This window comes from Peptoniphilus catoniae (assembly GCF_901447155.2).
GTDB classification, from domain to species: domain Bacteria; phylum Bacillota; class Clostridia; order Tissierellales; family Peptoniphilaceae; genus Peptoniphilus_E; species Peptoniphilus_E catoniae.
In genome coordinates, this window is sequence record NZ_LR588415.1 from 184836 (window position 1) to 196912 (window position 12077).

12 protein-coding genes are annotated in these 12077 nt (G+C 35.2%); 6 read left to right on the plus strand and 6 right to left on the minus strand.

The genetic code is table 11. The features are described 5' to 3' along the window. The first annotated feature begins 36 nt into the window (after positions 1-36). Both PEPCATONIAE_RS05620 and PEPCATONIAE_RS05625 read left to right on the plus strand, forming a co-directional pair. A complete protein-coding gene (locus PEPCATONIAE_RS05620) occupies positions 37-1113 on the plus strand; it encodes an NAD(P)-dependent alcohol dehydrogenase (protein WP_138160125.1) in 1077 nt (358 codons plus the stop codon). Next, positions 1113-1994, plus strand: a complete 882-nt coding sequence (locus PEPCATONIAE_RS05625) for a GTP-binding protein (protein ID WP_138160127.1) — start codon at positions 1113-1115, stop codon at positions 1992-1994. The genes PEPCATONIAE_RS05620 and PEPCATONIAE_RS05625 overlap by 1 nt, the downstream gene beginning before the upstream one ends. Before the next feature lie 152 nt (positions 1995-2146). Here the strand turns inward: PEPCATONIAE_RS05625 and PEPCATONIAE_RS05630 are convergent, their stop codons facing one another. From PEPCATONIAE_RS05630 to selD, 4 genes are read right to left on the minus strand one after another with little or no spacing between them, the layout of a single operon-like run. Beyond that, positions 2147-3274, minus strand: a complete 1128-nt coding sequence (locus tag PEPCATONIAE_RS05630; protein ID WP_138160129.1) for an aminotransferase class V-fold PLP-dependent enzyme — start codon at positions 3272-3274, stop codon at positions 2147-2149. Further along, positions 3271-3480: a putative Se/S carrier protein gene (locus PEPCATONIAE_RS05635; protein WP_246060444.1), complete on the minus strand. Its 210-nt coding sequence runs from the start codon at positions 3478-3480 to the stop codon at positions 3271-3273. Before PEPCATONIAE_RS05635 ends, PEPCATONIAE_RS05630 begins: the two co-directional genes overlap by 4 nt. After that, positions 3474-4052, minus strand: coding sequence for a sulfurtransferase-like selenium metabolism protein YedF (gene yedF, locus PEPCATONIAE_RS05640; protein ID WP_138160131.1), 579 nt, complete (start codon positions 4050-4052; stop codon positions 3474-3476). The genes PEPCATONIAE_RS05635 and yedF overlap by 7 nt, the downstream gene beginning before the upstream one ends. A gap of 3 nt (positions 4053-4055) precedes the next feature. Beyond that, the gene (gene selD / locus PEPCATONIAE_RS05645; RefSeq protein ID WP_138160133.1) at positions 4056-5057 is read right to left on the minus strand and encodes a selenide, water dikinase SelD; all 1002 of its coding nucleotides are present in this window, start codon (positions 5055-5057) and stop codon (positions 4056-4058) included. A gap of 65 nt (positions 5058-5122) precedes the next feature. On the opposite strand from selD, the gene mnmH reads away from it, so the two are divergent. Continuing rightward, on the plus strand, positions 5123-6145 hold the full coding sequence (gene mnmH, locus PEPCATONIAE_RS05650) for a tRNA 2-selenouridine(34) synthase MnmH (RefSeq protein ID WP_138160135.1): 1023 nt from the start codon (positions 5123-5125) through the stop codon (positions 6143-6145). Positions 6146-6232: 87 nt separating this feature from the next. On the opposite strand, the gene PEPCATONIAE_RS05655 is transcribed toward mnmH, so the two are convergent. Beyond that, on the minus strand, positions 6233-8650 hold the full coding sequence (locus PEPCATONIAE_RS05655) for a transglycosylase domain-containing protein (protein WP_138160137.1): 2418 nt from the start codon (positions 8648-8650) through the stop codon (positions 6233-6235). Positions 8651-8862: 212 nt separating this feature from the next. On the opposite strand from PEPCATONIAE_RS05655, the gene PEPCATONIAE_RS05660 reads away from it, so the two are divergent. Further along, complete coding sequence (locus PEPCATONIAE_RS05660) at positions 8863-9405, plus strand: hemerythrin domain-containing protein (protein WP_138160139.1); 543 nt, start codon at positions 8863-8865, stop codon at positions 9403-9405. 93 nt (positions 9406-9498) lie between these two features. Here the strand turns inward: PEPCATONIAE_RS05660 and PEPCATONIAE_RS05665 are convergent, their stop codons facing one another. Then, positions 9499-10044, minus strand: a complete 546-nt coding sequence (locus PEPCATONIAE_RS05665) for a biotin transporter BioY (RefSeq protein ID WP_138160141.1) — start codon at positions 10042-10044, stop codon at positions 9499-9501. Positions 10045-10222: 178 nt separating this feature from the next. Between PEPCATONIAE_RS05665 and PEPCATONIAE_RS05670 the strand changes: the two genes are divergently transcribed. Both PEPCATONIAE_RS05670 and dusB read left to right on the plus strand, forming a co-directional pair. Beyond that, the gene (locus PEPCATONIAE_RS05670; protein WP_138160143.1) at positions 10223-11014 is read left to right on the plus strand and encodes a type III pantothenate kinase; all 792 of its coding nucleotides are present in this window, start codon (positions 10223-10225) and stop codon (positions 11012-11014) included. Beyond that, a complete protein-coding gene (gene dusB / locus PEPCATONIAE_RS05675; protein ID WP_138160145.1) occupies positions 11004-11957 on the plus strand; it encodes a tRNA dihydrouridine synthase DusB in 954 nt (317 codons plus the stop codon). Before PEPCATONIAE_RS05670 ends, dusB begins: the two co-directional genes overlap by 11 nt. The last annotated feature ends 120 nt before the right edge of the window (positions 11958-12077 follow it).

A 12077-nucleotide genomic window follows, 5' to 3' on the forward strand; every position in this document is an offset into this window, starting at 1 on the left:
TGTCTCAAATAATTAATTAACTAAAGGAGGAAGAGTATGAAAGGTTTTGCAATGTTAGGAATTGGAAAGATAGGTTGGATTGAAAAAGAGGAGCCTGAACTTGGACCACTTGACGCTTTGGTAAAGCCTATTGCCCTGGCACCATGTACATCAGATATTCACACTGTTTGGGAAGGCGCTATAGGAGATAGACACAACATGATCCTGGGTCATGAGGCTGCAGGAGAAGTATATAAGGTTGGAGAGTTGGTAAAAGATTTTAAGGTTGGAGATAGAGTTTTAGTTCCTGCTATAACTCCCGACTGGTCATCTTTAGCATCTCAAGCCGGATTTCCAATGCACTCAGGTGAAATGCTTGGCGGCTGGAAGTTCTCAAACTTTAAAGACGGGGTGTTTTCAGAATATTTCCACGTAAATGATGCAGACGGCAATCTTGCCCTTATACCTGAAGGTGTTGACCCTGTACTTGCACCTATGTTGTCAGACATGGTTACAACAGGTTTCCACGGAGTTGAACTTGCAGATGTTCAATTTGGTGATGAAGTTCTAGTTATAGGTATAGGACCTGTTGGTTTAATGGCTGTAGCAGGATGTAATCTTAGAGGAGCATCAAAAATTTATGCTGTAGGTACAAGACCTAAATGCATTGAAGCTGCAAAATTTTATGGTGCAACAGATATAATCAACTATAAAAACGGTTCTATATCTGAACAAGTTCTTGAACTTACAAATGGTAAGGGTGTAGATAGAGTAGTTATAGCCGGAGGCACTGTAGATACCTTTGAAGAAGCTGTTAAAGCTCTTAGACCCGGCGGAAAAATAGGAAATGTAAACTATCTTGGCGGCGGAGATTACATTAAGATTCCTCGTGTTGAATGGGGTGTAGGTATGGGCCACAAAATTATTGCAGGAGGTTTGACTCCAGGCGGCAGACTTAGAATGGAAAAATTAGCTAAGCTTGTATCTTGTGGTAAGCTTGACATTTCAAAGCTTGTTACTCATAAATTTAACGGTTTTGACAAGGTTGAAGATGCCCTACTGTTAATGAAGGAAAAACCAAAGGATTTAATTAAACCGGTAGTAATAGTTGCTGAAGATTTAATGGAAAAATAATGAAGGTAATAGTAGTATCAGGTTTTTTAGGAAGCGGAAAGACAAGTTTTATACAAAGCTTTGCCAAAAATTTAGATGATATAGCCATATTGGAAAACGACTATGCCGGAGCAAATGTAGATGAGGATCTTTTAAGAGAAACCGGAAGGGAAATTTTATCCCTGGAAGAAGGCTGTATTTGTTGCAGCAAGAAAGGTGATTTTGCTACAAGTGTTTTAACTGTTGCAAATACTATAAATCCTTCTTACTTAATAATAGAGCCTACAGGCTTGGGATTTTTGTCAAAGATTATAGAGAATATAAAAACTATAGAATATGAAAATATAGAACTTCTTTCTCCTATAACTATTGTTGATTACTATCAAATAGATGATTATTTAAAGAACTACAGGGAAATATTTATAGACCAAATAGAAAATTCATCTTATATATTACTTTCAAAGACTGAAAATATTAGTGAAGAAAGTATAAATAAGGCCATAGAAATTTTAAAGCCCTATACAGGGGCAAAGATTTACAAGAAACATTATAAAGATTTTTCAAAGGATGAATACAAGGAGCTTATAGATAAGTATGACTATTCTAAAATAGACCTGTCAAACTTTGAGCATTTTCATATGGAGTCCTTGTGCTACGAAAATGTTTCTTATAAGGATTTTCAACAAATGGGCACTATTTTTAATGCAATTTGCCAAGTTAGGTTTGGCAAAGTTTTAAGAGCCAAGGGCTTCGTAAAGGTTGATGATAAAACTGTTAAGATAGATATAGTTAACTCTAAATTCAGCTTGGAAAAATATTCTGGCGAAGCGGGTAAAAATTTGATTTTTATTGGAGAAAACCTTGATAAAAGAGCCTTTGATATAATGTTTAAAAACAAATAGGCTTTGCGGGAAAATTAAAAATTTATTCTGATAAGACATAAACCGCATTAGACCCTTATAGAATTTAAGGGCCTTTTGTGGTTTATTTTTGTTTAGATAGAGAAATTATAAGAAAAGATATAAAAAGCAAAAATTTTTAGCTCTTGGATGGTTTAAAAACTTTTTAAAACCTCAATAAACCTATCCACTTCACTAAAGGTGTTAAAGGTGGATAGGGAGGCTCTTACCATACCTCTTTTTTCCGTTCCCATAGCTCGGTGAAAAAGCGGGGCACAGTGGAGCTTTGCCCTTGTGGCAATTTTTCCCTTTTCCCAAAGAAGATCTGAAACCTTTTCTGAGGAGTAGTCCTTGTAGTTAAAGGAAACAATAGGACCATGGGGATAAACGTGGTCAGTGTAAAGCTTTACTCCATCAAGCTTTTCCAGAGACTTGTAAAGATAGGAGGATAGGTCGTAAAGATTCTTGGAGATTTTTTTAATTCCAAGGCCTTTTATGTATTTAATACCTTCTAAGAGTCCAAGGTTAGATGGAAGATTTAAAGTCCCATATTCGAAAATATCCGGCATAAAGTTGTTTTGGTGGGGGTTCACAGAGTTACCTCCTCCACCGGAAAACACTTCTTTAAATTTTATATCGCCCTTTACAGCAATGCCCCCTGTACCTTGAGGGCCATAGAGTCCCTTGTGTCCTGTAAAGCAAAGTACAGCTCTGTCAAAGCCTTTAAGGCTTAGGTCCATGGTGCCACCGCCTTGAGCTGCATCTATTAAGAGAATAAGTCCGTGTCTTTTGCAAAAGTCTCGAGCCAAAGATAAGTCGGTAATTTCTCCCGAAACATTGGACATGGCAGTTAGGCAAAGAAGCTTTGTATTTTTTTGTAGAAGGTCTTCAAGGGGATTTAGGTTTATTTTGCCCTTTTCAGTTAAGGGAAGATAGGACACCTCAATAGCTAAGATATCCTTTAAATGATTTAGAGGTCTAAGGACTGAGTTATGCTCTGCAAGTGATGTAATAACATGATCACCCTTTTCTAGAATGGAGTTTAACACAAGATTTAAACCTGTAGTTACATTTGCACATAAGGCAACATTTAAAGGGTCTAGGGAAAAAAGCTCTCCAATTTCCTGCCTAAGAGAAAAAAGGCTACTAAGGGAATTTAAAGACATATCATAGGATCCTCTACTTGCATTTCCAAAGTTTTTTGAGTTTACGGCCTCCATTAAAGCCACACCTACTTGAGGCGGTTTTACAAGAGTTGTTGAAGCATTGTCAAAATAAATCATTTAAGGGGATAAACTCCTTCCACATTTTCCCTACCTAGGACATCTAAAACCTTATTTAAGTTTTCTCCGACCTTTAAGCCGAAGCCGCAATCGGAGCTTATCCAAGAGGGTAAGGTAATCAGTCTTGTACCTAAGTCTTGAGTCTTTTTTTCAGCAGCCATGGCGTAATTGGAAGACTTAAAGGTAATCAGGTGATAGGTCAGCATGGTTTTACGACCTTGTATTTTATTTGCAGGTCTACAATATTATCCATGTTTGTTATTTGTCCAACCTTTAGGGAATCCTTTAAACCGTAATTGTTTAAGCACAGTCCACAGGATAAAACTGTAGTGCCTTTTTCTTCCAGTTTCTTTAAATCTGAAACGGTATTTTCATTTAGAGTGGAAAGTCTTACTCCATAGTTATAAAGGACTACATAGGTGGGAAGGCTTTCTTTTTCTGGTAGGGAGTAAAGAAATCCCTCCAACAGTTTTTTAGAAAAGTCTTCATCTCCAAGACCCAGTCTGTCAGATGAAAAGACAACAATAAATTCATCTTCTTGAGGCTTATCTTCTGCCTCTATATCTTTAACCTTTTCAAAGGCAACCCTATAGGTTTTATCTTCCTTGCTTGTTTTGGTTTTATAACCAAGGTGATCAGCCATTTTAGCTAAATTTTCAGTTGCAATTTCATTATCTACAAGTACACAAAAGTCCTTGGGGCTTTCTTCTTTTATAAGTTTTTTTGCCAGTATTACCGGTCTTGGACAAAGAAGCCCCATAGCATTAATTTCTTTCATAATCTACCTCACTATAATTTTTTTATCTTTTTTTTCAATGACCTCAGCGATAATTGAAGCTGGGATATTATTTTTTCTAAGTTTTTCTACAAGCTCATTAGATCTGTCGGATATGGAGACAAGAAGCCCACCTGATGTTTGAGGGTCAAATAGCACTTCCTCAAGAGCAAAGTCGTTTATTTGAAAATCAACAAGATTACTATAGGATTTTCTATTTCTTTGACCTCCGGCAGTAAATAAAAATTCTTCGGCGGATTCTTTAGCACCGGAAAGGATAGGTAAGTTTTCCGTGTTTATTAAAGCTGTATCATTTATCATTTCACTAAGATGTCCTATAAGTCCGAAGCCCGTTACATCAGTCATGGAGGTTACAGGAAAGTCCTTTAATATATCATAGGCATATTTGTTAAGAGTTTTCATGGATTTTACCGCATTTTCAAAGTCATCGTCCTTACACTGACCCACAGTTTTTGCAGAAGTTAAAAGTCCAACTCCTAAAGGCTTTGTAAGGATAATCTTATCGCCAACTTTTGCAGAGTTGTTTTTGTAAATTTTTTCAGGATTTAAGACTCCTAAAACACAAAGACCGTATTTAATTCTCGGGTCGTGAATAGAATGACCTCCTGCAAGGGAACATTGGGCTTCCTCAAGCTTTTTGGCACCGCCTTTTAAAATCTCTTCTAAAAGACTTCTGTCCTCCTCTTCAGGAAAGCAAACTAAGTTAAGGGCACAAATTGGCTCTCCTCCCATTGCATATATATCTGAAAGAGCATTAGCTGCGGCAATCTCTCCAAAAACAAAGGGATCTTCTACCATAGGAGGGAAAAAATCACAGGTAAGGGCAAGAGCTGTCGAATCATTAATTTTTATAACAGCTGCATCGTCATTGTTGGAAAAGCCTTCAAGGATTTCCTTTCTCTTAAATACAGTTAAAAGGTCTAAGGTTGCCTTTAAATCGGAAGCCGAAATTTTAGCATTGCAACCTCCGCAAACTTCAAGTTTCATCGTCTCACCTCACTACAATTACTATAGCACTTTAAAAAATTTTTTAAAACATTTATAATTAGACTATGTTTAAAGCAAATGATTATGAAGAAATTTTAAAATTTAATAAACCTCTTTTTATAGATTTAAGAAGTGAAGGTGAATTTAAGGCAGGGACAATTCCCGGAGCTATATCTATGCCGGTTTTGTCCAACGAAGAAAGAAAAGTTGTAGGCACCCTGTATGATAGCGGTAAAATAACTGAGGCTAAGCTTAAAGGAGTAGAATTTTTTACTCCAAAGCTTGTGGACTACTATAAATTTATAGCAGAGGCCTGTAGGGACTATGAGCCTATTTTATTTTGCTCAAGAGGTGGTTTCAGATCTACAGTATTATTTGATCTTTTAAAAAGCTTAGGTCAAAAAGTTTACAAGCTTAATTTAGGCTACAAGGGTTATAGGGCCTATGTACTGAAATGTTTGGAAAACCTTGGGGATTATGAATATATAGTTTTAAAGGGGTTTACAGGTTGTGGCAAAACGGAAATTTTAAAGGAGCTTTCAAAAAGAGGTAAAAATGTATTAGATCTTGAAGGCTTAGCAAATCATAGAGGATCTCTTTTTGGAGGAGTAGGTCTAGGCAATCAACCATCACAAAAGACTTTTGAATCGGAGATTCTTGAGTCCTACAGGAGGTTTAAAAAAGGACCTGTATTTGTGGAAGCCGAGTCATCAAGAATAGGAGATTTGATTTTACCTCTTAAGCTTAAAACTGCTATTGCCACTTCTCCAAAGAAGGTTCTTATAAATGACACAGTGGAGGGTAGACTTGCAAGGATTAAGGGAGATTATCTAAGGGACTATAGTGAAGATACAAAAAAAGAGCTTATGGAAGCTCTTGAAAACCTTAAAAAATACATAAGCCATAAAAGGTATGTGGATTATTTAAATTTAATTAAAGAGGAAAAATTTGATTTTATTATTAAAGATCTTATGGAAAAATATTATGATGCCAACTATGCTATAAAGAAAGATGATTTTATTTTGTCTATTAACAATGAAGATCCGGAAAAATCCTGTGACTATTTGTTGGAAAAGCTGGGTTTATAAAATTAATGTAAGGATTTTCATTTGAAGAGATAATATAAAAAGGACTATGTTTAATTTACACAGTCCTTTTTTAATTTATAAAAGTATTTAATTGTTTTCGTTGGAAGATTTTTTCTTCTTTTTAGTCTTAGGAGCATTATTGTTATTGTCAGTTGATTTAGACTTTTTCTTTGAAGATGATTTTTTGCTATTGTTATTGTTTTTGTTATTGTTATCTTCGTCATCGTCTTTACTTTCAACAAATGAGTATTTGTTCAGGTAGTGAGGTTTAGTTCCTTCAACAAAATATTCGTATCTTCCGCCTACATACTTTCTGTAAAGTCCAGTTTCAGGTTGAGGAAACTCTTTATCCTCCAAATCTTTATGAATAGGCTTCATAAATTCTTTCCATAAACTTGCCGCTACACTTGACATAAAAGGCATAGGCTCGTGAAGGTCATTACCTATAAAAACAGAGCATAAATAATAGGGAGTGTATCCTACAAACCAAGCTTCCTTCTTTTGATTTGTTGTACCGGTTTTGCCGGCTATACTCATTTTAGGGAAGTTGGCATTGGTACCCGTACCTTTTTTAACTACATCTTCCAATATATTGGTAAGGATAAAAGCGTTTTGAGGTGAAAGAATCTTTTTTCCCTTTCCGGATCTTTCATAAATCACTTCTCCTGAAGAGTTTGTAATTTTATCTATAAAGCTGGGCTTTTGGTAGACTCCTTCATTGGCAAGGGGAGTATAAGCTCCCGCCATTTCAAGAGGTGATATTCCTTTAGTCATGCCTCCAAGTGCCATAGATGAAGGGATTTGATCATTAGTAACAGGATTATCCTCTGGCCACACCAGGGAAGTAACACCTATATCCTCCAGGTTTTCCATAATCATTTTCATAGCCTTAGGCTCATCAACTGCCTTGGAATATGGGTAGTTTTTGTTTGAAGCCATATTATAGTCCACGCCTATATCCCTTGCTACCAAATAAGCGCCGACATTTGACGATCTTACAATAAGGTTTCTAATATTGGTCCAGCCTACATAAGAGCCAACATTGGTAGGTGTATATTTAAAAATACTCTTAGGTAGAGGCGCATCAAGATAAACATCCGCCGCAGTGGCACCATTTCTAAAAGCCGTCATATATACGGATATCGGCTTTATACTTGAACCGGGCGATCTTGGTGATGTAGCCCTGTTAAAGTTGGAATTCCCTGCAATGCCTCTTCCCCCAATAAGAGCCTTTACCTGCCCTGTATGAGGATCCATTAAAACTGCTCCTACTTGAGGTTGCTTGATTCCGTTTTCATCAGTTCTACTTCTTGGGAAAAGCTTGTCATTGTTTACGACTTCTTCCATGTGTTTTTGCAAGTCCAGGCTCATAGATGAATAGATTTGGAATCCGCCGGTGTAGAGCTTAGTATTTGCCTCTTCATTTGAGTAACCTAAGGATTCTAAAATACTTATGGCTTCTTCTTTAACCTCATCAACAAAAAAGGATGATAATCCCTTTTCCTCCCTAGGACTTAAAACAATATTTATAGGTTCAATTAAAGCAGCCTCGTATTCTTCGTTGCTGATGTAATTTTGTTCCTTCATTTTTTTTAAAATAAGCTTTTGTCTTTCCTTGGATTTTTCATTAAAAACCGCCTTCATAGGCACCAAGGTTCCGGATTCTACAAGTTTAAGATCAAAACTGTCGATTCTACCAAGCTCTTTTAGCTTGGAAGATATAGCTAAAGTTTCTTCTGATGGACTTTCTCCACTGGTGGGTACAAGTTCAAACTGTATACTTTCAATATTATCTTCACCTGTTATAGCTTCTCTAATATAGGGAGAATATTTTTCGGGCCTATTGGTTATTCCGGCTACTAGGGCACATTCTGCCAAGCTTAGGTCAGAAACATTCTTGTTAAAAAAGGTCTTTGCTGCCGCCTGAACTCCTACAGTACCCTTTGAAAAGCCTGCGGAATTCATATAAGCTTCTAGAATTTGATCCTTTGAAAGCTTTGATTCCATTTCATAGGCATAGTAAATATCAGTAAGCTTTCTTTCTATACTTTGATTTGAAGAAGTATAAAGGTTTTTGGCAAGCTGCATTGATATAGTTGAGCCGCCTTGAACAATTCTGCCTGCCTTAAGGTTGCTGACAAGTGCGCCTAAAATTCTCTTAAAATCCACTGCATCATGTTGATAGAATCTTTCGTCCTCAATGGCAATTACTGCATTTTTTAAATTTTTAGGGATCTTGTCTAAAGTAACATATTGTGAAAACTCATTTAAAACCAGAGTTTGAATTAAATTTTCCTTATCATCATAGACACTTGATGTTTCGTGAATTAAAGCTCTGTAGTTTTCAGCGTCTATTCTCGGTGCTTTTTTAAGTATTGAAAGCATAGATGTACTTACAAAAGTTCCTAAAGTTATTAAGGCTGATAGGGCAAGTATTAATAATATTTTAAAGAAGCTTGATAGTCGCAGAAACTTGCGACGGCCTCTTTTTTTATTCCTATTCATCTGATGACCTCCTCAATAGTGTCATTATACTATATTTTGACGCCTTTTAAAACAAAATCAATTTAAAATGGGTATAATATACTAACAATAGAGATTAGTGATAAAATTTAAATACAGTTTTATTTGAAATTTATATATTTTAATTATAGGAATAATGAGAACTGAACTGTATACTTACCTCATAGGTAATAAATAAACAATGAGAGGTTAAAATGAAAGCTATAGATTATTTAGTAAATGAACATGAGGAAATAATATTATTTACCGATAGACTTGAAGAAGAGTGTCTTAAAATTATGGAAGATAAGCTTATAGATGAAAAATTTTTCAGGGCAGCTATAAGGTATATAAGGGAATTTGCAGATGGAGTCCATCATAAAAAGGAAGAAGATATACTTTTTAAATACATGGTGGAAAGCTTGGGACCTGCTGCCGAAAAACTCGTTAAAAACGGAATGCTTGTTGAACACCAAATGGCTAGGGCTTATTGTATGGAGTTGGAAAAAAGTCTGGAATCCTATTTAAAATCAAAGGATAATAGAGACCTTCTTCAAGTAATAACCAATACCATGAGCTATGTAAATCTTTTAAGGCAACACGCCGATAAGGAGAATAAGGTTGTCTATCCCTTTGCACAAAAGCATTTATCCAATGAGATAAAAGATAAGATTGAAATTGAATCCTTTGATCTTGTGGAGATAGAGAAGCGCCTTATGCCAATGAAGGAAGAACTGAAAAAAATAATTTTTTCATAACTAGTAAAAAAGAACCTCTTTAAATTCTATGATTAAGAAATAAAGAGGTTCTTCTTTTAAGTAAAAGTATTTGAAACAAGTTATTATAAGTCCTTAATCCATTAGGGCTTTTTTTATTTTCGGAGCGGCAATAGATGCAACTATCATTTTTAAAAGGTCACCAGGAATGAAAGGAATCATACCTATGGAAAGAACACCATAGAGTGAGTCCGGTGCCTTACCTAAAGATTTTAAAATAAAGTACATGTAAGTAAGACCTATAAGGTAAATAAAAGCATTACCTATAAAAATTGCAAGAAAATTTTTGTAGATACTTTCTTCTTTAAATTTTCTTACAAGTAAAGCTATAGAGTAGGCACCAAGAGAAAATCCTAAAATAAAGCCGAAGCTCGGTGAAAACACTGATTGTACTCCACCGGTAAAGCCTGCAAAAACGGGAATACCTACAAGGCCTATAATGGTGTAAACTGCAACTGATAAAAATGCTTCAGCAGGTGTAAGTAAAAGGCCTGCCATAAAAACAAAAAAAGTTTGTAGAGTTACAGGTACCGGATACATAGGAACCGGAACGAAAGACCCTACTGCTATAAGTGCAGAAAATAATGCCGTTTTAGTTAATGATTTAGTTTTAATATTCATATCTTTATCCTCCTATTGTTCACTGAAATCATAATACAAGTTGACAATTCTGTCAATATTAATTTCATTGCAATTTATGTTATTTTAAAATTCGTATCTACTGTAAAATTATTTGCCCTTACTTGATTTTTATAGGTTCAAAGGATATACTTAAAAAAAATTATCTATGGGGGAAACTATGTTATTAGTAATAGATGTTGGCAATACTACTATAGTTTTCGGTGTCTATCATAATGATGAACTTATTAGCGATTTCAGAATAGCCACTGTTAAAACAAGAACATCAGATGAGTATGGAATGCTTTTTTATAATAGTCTGTCTCACGCAAATATAGATGTAAATGAGATAGATGATGTTATTATATCTTCAGTAGTTCCTAATCTTATGCACACCTTGCCGAGTATGGTAATTAAATATTTTAATAAAAGGCCTATAGTTGTTAATAGAAATTTGAATTTGGGTTTAAAAATCAAGTATGTAAATCCGGATGAAGTGGGAGCTGACAGGTTAGTTAATGCGGTTGCAGCTATAAAAAATTACGGAGGCCCCTGTATTATAATAGATATAGGTACAGCCATGACTTTTTGCGTAATAGATAAGGACAACAATTACTTGGGTGGACTTATTATGCCCGGTATAGGAATATCCGCCGAAGCACTTTTTATGATGACTTCAAAACTTCCTAAAATAGAAATAGTGAAGTCTGAGAAGGTAATTGAAACAAGCACAGTTGCGGCTATGCAGGCGGGACTTTATTATGGTTTCACCTCCATGATAGACGGAATTCTTGAGAAAATAGCAAGGGAGCTTAATATGGATCTTAAGGATTTAAATATAATTTCAACTGGGGGCTTCTCTTCTCTTTTAACATCAGATTCAAAATACAATATTGTTATAGATAGGTTTTTAACTTTAAAAGGTTTAAAGCTTATTTATGATTTAAATAGGAAGGATAAGTTTGAAGGATAAAATACAAGGAGCCATACTTTCGCCTTTAGCAGGATACACAGACAAGGCTTTTAGAGAAATATGTTCTGATATGGGTGCCTACATGACGGTTACTGAAATGGTAAGTGCAAAGGCTCTTTATTATGATGATAAAAAATCCAGAGATCTTTTAGCTATATCTCCCAAAGAAAAAAATGTAGCTGTGCAAATATTTGGAGATGATCCGGATATTATGGGATATGTAGTTAGAGAAAAACTTAAAGGTTTAGGATTTAATTCAATAGATATAAATATGGGCTGCCCGGCGCCAAAAATTGTAAAAAACAATTGCGGGTCAGCTCTTTTAAAAGACCCTGATCTTGCCTATAGTATTATGAAATCTGTAGTTGAAAATTCAACAGTTCCGGTATCCATAAAAATTAGAAAGGGAATAGATGGAGTAGATTCCCTTGCTGTAGTAAAGGCTGCTGAAAAAGCAGGTATTTCCTATATAACCCTTCACGGAAGAACTAGGGAAGAATATTACAAGGGTAAGGCTGATTGGGATTATATAAAGAAAATTGCTCAAGAAGTTAAAATACCCCTCATAGGGAACGGGGACGTTACCTCCTATGAAGATGCTATTGAGAAAATCAACTACTCAAAGGTTGCAGGAGTAAGTATAGGTAGAGGAGCAATAGGAAATCCTTTTATATTTAAGGAGATTTATAATAGATTTAGAGGCTTGGAATATAAGAAGCCTGATTATAAAGACAGGATAGAAATGGCACTTTATCACCTTGACTTAAATGTTAAATACAAGGGATATAGACAGGGAATTCTTGAAATGAGAAAACAGTTTATGGGATATTTTAAGTCAATGCCCGCCTCAAAAGACCTAAGGGATAAAATAAACAGGACTATGGATTATGAGGAAGTTAAAAAACTAATAGCAGATTATGAACTAAACATAGATAAAGCTTGACATTATGGGATATATAAACTATAATGATGTGGATTTTAAGGGGAGATTAGGCGTAGGACGCCTAATTTTTGTTTGAATTATATTATTTGAAATAAGATATTTCTCAAAAGCCTATATTAA

What these genes read in the sequence shown, in the direction of transcription:
- PEPCATONIAE_RS05620 (WP_138160125.1), top strand. Translation starts at nt 37, where the DNA reads ATGAAAGGTTTTGCAATGTTAGGAATTGGAAAGATAGGTTGGATTGAA.
- PEPCATONIAE_RS05625 (WP_138160127.1), top strand. Translation starts at nt 1,113, where the DNA reads ATGAAGGTAATAGTAGTATCAGGTTTTTTAGGAAGCGGAAAGACAAGT.
- PEPCATONIAE_RS05630 (WP_138160129.1), bottom strand. Translation starts at nt 3,274, where the DNA reads ATGATTTATTTTGACAATGCTTCAACAACTCTTGTAAAACCGCCTCAA.
- PEPCATONIAE_RS05635 (WP_246060444.1), bottom strand. Translation starts at nt 3,480, where the DNA reads ATGCTGACCTATCACCTGATTACCTTTAAGTCTTCCAATTACGCCATG.
- yedF (WP_138160131.1), bottom strand. Translation starts at nt 4,052, where the DNA reads ATGAAAGAAATTAATGCTATGGGGCTTCTTTGTCCAAGACCGGTAATA.
- selD (WP_138160133.1), bottom strand. Translation starts at nt 5,057, where the DNA reads ATGAAACTTGAAGTTTGCGGAGGTTGCAATGCTAAAATTTCGGCTTCC.
- mnmH (WP_138160135.1), top strand. Translation starts at nt 5,123, where the DNA reads ATGTTTAAAGCAAATGATTATGAAGAAATTTTAAAATTTAATAAACCT.
- PEPCATONIAE_RS05655 (WP_138160137.1), bottom strand. Translation starts at nt 8,650, where the DNA reads ATGAATAGGAATAAAAAAAGAGGCCGTCGCAAGTTTCTGCGACTATCA.
- PEPCATONIAE_RS05660 (WP_138160139.1), top strand. Translation starts at nt 8,863, where the DNA reads ATGAAAGCTATAGATTATTTAGTAAATGAACATGAGGAAATAATATTA.
- PEPCATONIAE_RS05665 (WP_138160141.1), bottom strand. Translation starts at nt 10,044, where the DNA reads ATGAATATTAAAACTAAATCATTAACTAAAACGGCATTATTTTCTGCA.
- PEPCATONIAE_RS05670 (WP_138160143.1), top strand. Translation starts at nt 10,223, where the DNA reads ATGTTATTAGTAATAGATGTTGGCAATACTACTATAGTTTTCGGTGTC.